The sequence below is a fragment of the Dysgonomonas sp. BGC7 genome, from assembly GCF_001261735.1.
In the GTDB taxonomy this organism is placed as follows: domain Bacteria; phylum Bacteroidota; class Bacteroidia; order Bacteroidales; family Dysgonomonadaceae; genus Dysgonomonas.
The window spans coordinates 489009-497016 of sequence record NZ_CVRP01000010.1 but is presented as its reverse complement, the minus strand read 5'-3'; the positions used below and the strand labels follow the sequence as shown (position 1 = coordinate 497016).

Here is an 8008-nt window from a genome sequence, read left to right as displayed (position 1 = left end):
AATCACTCAAACATTTTGTTCTCAAGTGAAAGTGGATAACTACAATTTGTAGAATATATAATAATTCAAAAATTAGAATTTTAATGTAGTTTTACACGAAAAAGGAAGGGTGTGCCAAAAGTATGACACACCCTTTACTGAATTTAGTTTACTATATTTTATTCGTTTATTAATTTAAATAGCTCTTCAGCAGCTTCACGAGGACCATCCTTCGATTTTCCATCTATTGCAAGAGATGTATGGATTTCACCAATCAGAACTCCTGCATTTTTCATATCGTTGAAATATGATCGTACAAGTTTTTCTGTTTGTTTTCGTTCTTGTACCGGGCCAAATGGGTTTGCAAAATAAGATTTGACTAATCCTTTCTCTGTTGTTGTTCCTTTAGCTTTACGAGCGCCATCTTCGAATACAGTAATTGCTTCGTCTAAGTTGTCATAAATCAGAATTTTCTTATTTGCTTCATTATAATTATTTGCATAAAGGAAATAATCTACCGGATATCCTTTTGATATAATTTCGTATGTAGAAATAGGAATGGTAACTCGTGCATTTATTCTGTCCATGTTAGTATATACACCTTTATCTAATTGTTCAAAAGCATATGCAGGATCTAAGTCGTCTACACGGACAAATGCTCCAATTTCAGTTCCATAGGCTTTAATTGTACCATCTTCTTCTTTTTTGAGGTACCCCATATCATCGAAAATAACACGCATATGTCGTATATAGTTTTCATTCAATGTGCGGAAAGCTTCAAGGCTTTCAGACTTGCCCGCACCACTATCGCCCATTATAATGATATTAGACTCTTTTCCATTACGAAGAACTATATTTACCATAGCTCCATGAATAGGTAAACGTTTTTGTTCTATTTGCTTTACATTATGCAATGTAAGGAGCATCTTCTTCATGTAGCCGAAATAGTCTATATCGTCACAATAATTTGCATAGCCGATAAGAATATCATTCTTTTTGTCCTTGTAGTAGAATGTGCGTTTTTCTTCATGTCCGTCAGGATAACCGAATACATATATCATATCTGGTTTTTTTCCGATATATTCGGTCTCAGTTGCTAGCTCAAATAGGTTAGCCAGCCCGATTCCATGTACCATAAAGTCTTTATGGAAATATACGAAAGTCAGCATATTGCCTACTTTTGCAGGAAATACATACCAGTCGTCATCATTTAATACTATGTTTTCTAATGGATTTTGATCGTGCTCTTGAAATATACCGTCACGTGTATTTTTCTTTGTATATGATATATATGGGGGTTGAACAACAACTGTACTAATGAATGGAACTGAAGACAAGCCGTTATATTCTATTGGACAATTCCAGTTAACATCATTAAGTGTGAGACCTGCGTTTGCTCCTACAGTCGATTGTCTGTAGATTCTGGTTTCTTGTCCATTTACTGTTTCCTGAATTCTTCTTCCTGTAGATAGAACTAAATCGTTGAACATATCATTTGCCTGAATGAAACGTACATTTTGCAAGCCATTTCCAACTCGAGAATTTCTCACAATAGTATATCTTTCTAATCTTTTCCAGTAAGCTACTAATAATTCTGTAACTTCTATAAATAAGTCTTTATCTTCAAAGAATTTAGAATATTTATTGTCTACAGCTACGACTTCTTTAATATCAAAAACAGTAAGCAATTTAAATACTTCTATCAAAGAATCGACAACCTCGTCTTCATTTCCAAAATGATCGATATAATAGTCATATATAACTCGTTCATCTTTTTTTAATACTTGTTTTATAAAGGATTCTATAACTCTTCTAAACCCATAACTGTTCAACAATTTTTGCTTTGTATCGCAGTATTTTAGGGTGAAATTAATCATAGCTCTTCCTCTTGAAAGCGTAAATTCATGTAACATAATGTTCTATATATAGTTAAATTAATACAAATAGGAGATTTCCATATGTCTATCTAAACAAAGATAAAGATTTTATTTAACTTTTTAGTTATTTTGATAGGTTATAAATAAGCTCTTTTTGTTAAATAATCTTTTCCTAATTATAAATGTTTTAGGACGTTTAAACTAAAGCTTTACTGTATTGTTCTATAATAAACACCTTTGCATATTTATTTAATCAATATAAAATCAAAAGATATGGCAAATTCAAACATTACAAAAATTCTGGGAAATCAGAGCGAATATTTGCTCGGTCATGTTAGTAAAACAATAGATAAATCTCTTATTCATGCACCTTCACCAAATGTGATAGACAATATTTGGTTAGATTCGGATAGGAATATACCTACCCTAAATAGTTTACAACATTTATTTAATCATGGTCGATTGGCAAATACAGGTTATTTGTCTATTCTACCTGTCGATCAGGATATAGAACACTCTGCAGGAGCATCGTTTGCTCCTAATCCTATTTATTTTGATTCGGAGAATATAGTTAAGCTTGCTCTCGAATCAGGATGTAGCGCTGTAGCTTCTACATTTGGTGTTTTAGGATCTGTTGCGCGTAAGTATGCTCATAAGATACCTTTTGTAGTAAAGATAAATCATAATGAATTATTGTCTTATCCTACTGCTTACGATCAGGTATTATTTGGAACTATAAAAGAGGCTTGGAATATGGGTGCTGTGGCTGTCGGAGCTACTATATATTTTGGGTCGGAAGAAAGTCGCAGACAGATTGTTGATATAGCTAAGGCTTTTGAATATGCACATGAATTGGGAATGGCGACAATTCTATGGTGTTATCTCCGAAATAGTGAGTTTAATAAAGACGGAGTTGATTACCACAGTTCGGCAGATATGACTAGTCAGGCAAATCATATAGGGGTAACAATTAAGGCAGATATTGTAAAGCAAAAGTTACCTACTAACAATGGTGGATTTAAAGCGATTAATTTTAGTAAATGGGACGAACGTATGTATACAGAGCTTGCTTCGGATCACCCTATTGATCTTTGTCGTTATCAGGTTGCCAATGGATATATGGGACGCGTAGGTCTTATTAATTCGGGAGGAGAGTCTCATGGAGCTTCCGATCTGAAAGATGCAGTCTATACAGCTGTTGTAAATAAAAGAGCAGGAGGTATGGGATTGATATGTGGAAGAAAAGCTTTTCAGCGTCCTATGAAAGAAGGGGTAGAGCTTATAAATACAATTCAAGATGTATACTTAGATAAAGATATCACATTAGCGTGATGCTAATGTTTTTTCTAGTAGTGTTTTTATTATAGTTGCTTAAGATGTCCCTGCGCTTTTGTGCAGGGCTTCTTTTTGTCTGTAAGTTTGAGAAAAATAAAATAGCCATTTCAATACCTTGAAATGGCTATTTTTATTATAAGATAAAACTTCCGCCTTATGCTTTTCCTGCACTACCTAACACTTCTTCAATTTTGTGTTTGTATAGTTTCTTCATATTATCGCGAGCAGGACCAAGGTATTTACGAGGGTCGAACTCTGCTGGTTTAGTTGCAAATACTTCACGAACTGCAGCAGTCAAAGCTAGACGGCTATCAGAGTCGATGTTGATTTTACATACAGCAGATTTAGCAGCTCTGCGAAGTTGTTCTTCCGGAATACCAATTGCATCTTTCAATGCACCTCCGTATTTGTTGATAGTTGCAACTTCTTCTTGAGGAACAGAAGATGCACCATGAAGAACGATAGGGAATCCTGGAAGTTCTTTTTCTACTTCTTCTAGAATATCGAAACGTAGCGGTGGAGGTACTAAATGTCCGTTTTCGTCTCTAGTACATTGTTCCGGAGTAAATTTGTTTGCTCCGTGAGATGTACCTATAGAGATTGCCAACGAGTCACAGCCTGTTCTAGTCGCAAAGTCAACAACTTCTTCAGGTTGTGTATATGTATGATGTTCTGAAGATACTTCGTCTTCTACACCAGCCAATACTCCAAGTTCACCTTCTACAGTAACGTCAAATTGGTGTGCGTAATCTACAACTTTCTTTGTAAGAGCTATATTTTCTTCGTAAGGAAGGTGAGAACCGTCAATCATAACAGAAGAGAAACCTGAATCGATACATTCTTTACATGTTTCAAATGTGTCACCATGATCTAGATGTAGAACGATTTGTGGTTTTTCCCATCCTAAGCTTTTGGCGTATTCTACCGCACCTTGTAGCATATAGCGTAACAAGATAGGGTTTGCATATTGACGAGCTCCTTTTGATGCTTGTACAATTACAGGAGATTTTGTTTCGGAAGCAGCCTGTACAATCGCTTGCAATTGCTCCATATTGTTTACATTGAAAGCAGGAATTGCATATCCTCCTTTTACGGCTTTTGCAAACATTTCTCTTGTGTTTACTAATCCTAAGTCTTTATAACTTACCATTGTTCTTGATTTTATAATTAAAATAATTGTGAGTATTATTGATCTCTCATTTCATTGCAAAAATAACAAAAAAATATGAGAATAAGTTGCAAAATAAACATTTAATAACCTTTTCGCTGTCATTACCACAGTGGAGTAGGGTATTCACCTTTATCTACTAAATTTTGTAATTTTTCTACTACACCTTCTCTGTCTTCTGCATAAGTAACACCAAACCATTTAGAAGGGGTGTCAAGTACTTTTACATCTGCTGTTTTATTAATAATAAGGTGGTCCACCATCAATGGAATAAAATATTCTGCTTTGTGGTTGCCTATATTGGCTTCCAGAAAATCTATAAAATATTTTTCAGAATATTCGAAATAATCAGGAGTAAAGCCCCACATATTCATTGATACCGGAGTGTTCTCTGGTAGTTCAAACCAATAATTTTCAGCATCTTTATATTGTATCTTGCCCTCTTTGCGTTCAATGTGAGTTCTTTCTACAATACTTGTTAGAAAGCCTTCGTTATTAGCTTCGCAAACACCACGTGCTACAGCGCCACTTTCCGAAAGGGTATTTTGTAAACGATAGCCAATCATACAGTAATGATTTTGTTGTCCGTTCATTTTGTTCAGTTGTTCAGCTAGTATCGAATAACTTTCGCGACCATAAAAGTCATCAGCATTGATAACAGCGAAAGGTTCGTGTATAACATCCTTAGCCATCATAACAGCGTGATTAGTACCCCAAGGTTTTACTCTATCAGGGTGAAGGGAGTATCCTTCGGGAAGCATATCTAACTCCTGGTAAACGACTTCTACGGGTATGTGTTTTTCGTACTTAGATATTATTTTTTCACGAAATTCTTTGTCAAATGATTTTCTTATAACGAAAACTACTTTTCCAAATCCGGCTCTGAGTGCGTCATATATAGAATAATCCATAATAGTTTCTCCGCTCGGACCTAATCCGTCTATTTGTTTCAGGCCTCCGTATCGGCTACCCATTCCTGCTGCAAGGATATACAAGGTTGGTTTCATAATGTAATTATATTTTGGTTAAAATTTTAAGCCACAAAGATAGCTTTTTAACCTGTAAATAGGGTAAAAAACAGAGATATATCAATTAAGAATTTATTAATAGTACAAATCAGCAGTTTGGGGTCTTGAAAAATAACCGTTTTGTCTGTTTCCATAAAATATGATTTTAACTAAAACCTGACAAAGTTGTACTCTTTTCTATTCATTTTTGCTTTTTTACTACTATAAAGACTTTATTTTCTTTTATAGATAAAATTTTGTGAAATTCGGCATACCTACCTGAACATTAAATTGGATTACCTATTCAGACATTTAAAATGGTAAAAAAAGAAGATAGTACTTAAAGGAAATAATATGTATTTTTTCATCTTTACTCTTATGTTTGTGTGTATTGTAAAAAACTGATACCTTTGAATCCATAAAATTAATAAAAACTATGGAATAGGTATAACCTTAATATACTAATATATATTGATGGAATACGGATTGCAGAAGTTTCTTCAAAAAAATATTTATGAAATACAAATCTATTATGGCATTATTATGCAGTGCTACAATGATTGCCTGCAATTCGGCTGGGAAAAAGGCAGATCAGACAGATGATGCTCCTGTGATAGGGAAAGCAACCGTGAAGGTAGAGAATGGTATTATGACTCCTGAGGTGTTGTATAGCTTTGGCAGAGTGACCGATGTACAGGTATCTCCTGATAAGTCGAAATTCTTATATGGTGTTACCTATGTTAGTATCGACCAGAATAAGACTAACCGAGAATTATTTTCCATGAATCTTGATGGTTCGGATAAGAAACAGATTACCCAAACAGCCAAAAGCGAAAACAATGCTGTTTGGATAAAAGGTGGTGCGAAAATAGCATTTCTAAGCATTGAAAGTGGCTCTTCGCAAATCTGGGAGATGAATGCTGACGGAACAGGGCGTAAACAGATTAGTGATATAGAAGGAGATATAAACGGTTTCACATTTTCGCCTGACGAGAAGAAAATAATGTACATAAAGAATGTGAAGTTTGGAGAAAGAACTGTCGATAAATATCCGGATTTGCCTAAGGCTTCGGGACGCATTATCGATGATCTTATGTACAAGCATTGGTCGGAATGGATAGAGGAGATACCTCATACATTTGTTGCCGATTATGATGGTAATGAACTGGAAAACAGTATAGATATTTTGGGTGATGAACCATACGAATGTCCTATGCTTCCATTTGGGGGTACAGAGCAGCTTGCATGGAGCCCTGATAGTAAATCTATAGCATATACCTGTCGTAAGAAGAAAGGGGTGGAATACAGCCTGTCTACAAACTCGGATATCTATCTGTACAATCTGAAAACGAAAGAAACTGTAAACCTCACTGAAGGAATGATGGGGTATGATACAAATCCTATGTTTTCTCCCGATGGTAAGTATATGGCTTGGCAAAGTATGGAAAGAAATGGATATGAATCGGACAAAAACAGATTATTTGTGTTAAACTTGGAATCGAAGGAAAAAATATATGTGACTGAAAAGTTTGATTATAATACCGATTATATTGCTTGGAATGAAGATAGTCAAAGCGTGTATTTTATATCCTGCGTAGAAGCTAAAACACATATATTTAAAGCATATATTCATACAAAAGAAATAAGTCAGCTAACGAAGGGAGATTTCGATTACGAATCGTTTGGTATTGCAGGTGATAAGTTGATTGCCTTGCGTCACTCTATGTCGAAACCGAACGAAATATATTCAGTGAACACAACTAGCGGAGAAGCTAAAGAATTATCTCTTGAGAACAAGGATATACTCGATCAGTTGACTATGGGCAAGGTAGAAGAGCGCTGGATAACAACTACAGATGGTAAGAAAATGCTGACTTGGATTGTTTATCCGCCAAATTTCGATCCTAATAAAAAATATCCTGCACTTCTCTACTGTCAGGGAGGCCCTCAAAGTACTGTCAGTCAATTTTGGTCGTATCGTTGGAATCCTCAAATGATGGCTGCTAATGGTTATATTATTGTGGCTCCTAACAGAAGGGGACTACCTGGATTCGGTCAGGAATGGCTGGAGCAAATTAGCAAAGATTATGGAGGTCAGAATATGAAAGACTATTTGTCGGCTATCGACGAAATGGCGAAAGAGCCTTATGTAGATGCTACAAAACTGGGATGTACAGGAGCTAGCTATGGAGGATTCTCTGTTTATTGGCTGGCAGGAAATCATAATAAGAGGTTCAAAGCATTTCTGTCTCATGCAGGTATCTTCAATTTGGAAGCACAATACTTGGAGACCGAAGAAATGTGGTTTGCCAACTGGGACTTGGGTGGTTCGTTCTGGGACAGAAGCAACTCTATAGCACAACGTTCTTATGCAAACTCACCGCACAAGTTTGTAGAAAAATGGGATACACCGATAATGATAACTCACGGAGAATTAGACTATCGTATTTTGGCATCTCAAGGTATGATGGCATTCAATGCTGCCAAGTTGAGAGGAATACCTGCTCGTATGCTTATTTATCCTAACGAAAACCATTGGATATCGCAACCGCAAAATGGAATTTTGTTTCAGCGCGAATTTTTCCGTTGGTTCGATACCTATCTGAAATAAATGAAGAGATTAATCTTCACAGAAAAAGCTC

The 8008-nt window shown here is 35.5% G+C and carries 5 protein-coding genes; 2 read left to right on the top strand and 3 right to left on the bottom strand.

From position 1 onward, the window contains the following. Positions 1-158 precede the first annotated feature (158 nt). Positions 159-1892, bottom strand: a complete 1734-nt coding sequence (locus BGC7_RS11710) for a phosphoenolpyruvate carboxykinase (protein ID WP_050701770.1) — start codon at positions 1890-1892, stop codon at positions 159-161. Positions 1893-2129: 237 nt separating this feature from the next. Between BGC7_RS11710 and BGC7_RS11705 the strand changes: the two genes are divergently transcribed. Beyond that, positions 2130-3188 (top strand): class I fructose-bisphosphate aldolase, encoded by a 1059-nt coding sequence (locus tag BGC7_RS11705; protein WP_050701769.1) that lies wholly within the window; start codon positions 2130-2132, stop codon positions 3186-3188. Positions 3189-3345: 157 nt separating this feature from the next. Here the strand turns inward: BGC7_RS11705 and BGC7_RS11700 are convergent, their stop codons facing one another. Both BGC7_RS11700 and BGC7_RS11695 read right to left on the bottom strand, forming a co-directional pair. After that, entirely contained in the window at positions 3346-4341 is a 996-nt protein-coding gene (locus tag BGC7_RS11700) for a class II fructose-bisphosphate aldolase (protein WP_050701768.1), read from the bottom strand. A 122-nt stretch (positions 4342-4463) separates the two neighbouring features. After that, the gene (locus BGC7_RS11695; RefSeq protein WP_050701767.1) at positions 4464-5366 is read right to left on the bottom strand and encodes a sugar phosphate nucleotidyltransferase; all 903 of its coding nucleotides are present in this window, start codon (positions 5364-5366) and stop codon (positions 4464-4466) included. A gap of 514 nt (positions 5367-5880) precedes the next feature. Here BGC7_RS11695 and BGC7_RS11690 point away from each other — a divergent pair. After that, positions 5881-7977, top strand: a complete 2097-nt coding sequence (locus tag BGC7_RS11690) for a dipeptidyl-peptidase Dpp5 (protein ID WP_050701766.1) — start codon at positions 5881-5883, stop codon at positions 7975-7977. Positions 7978-8008: the final 31 nt, after the last annotated feature.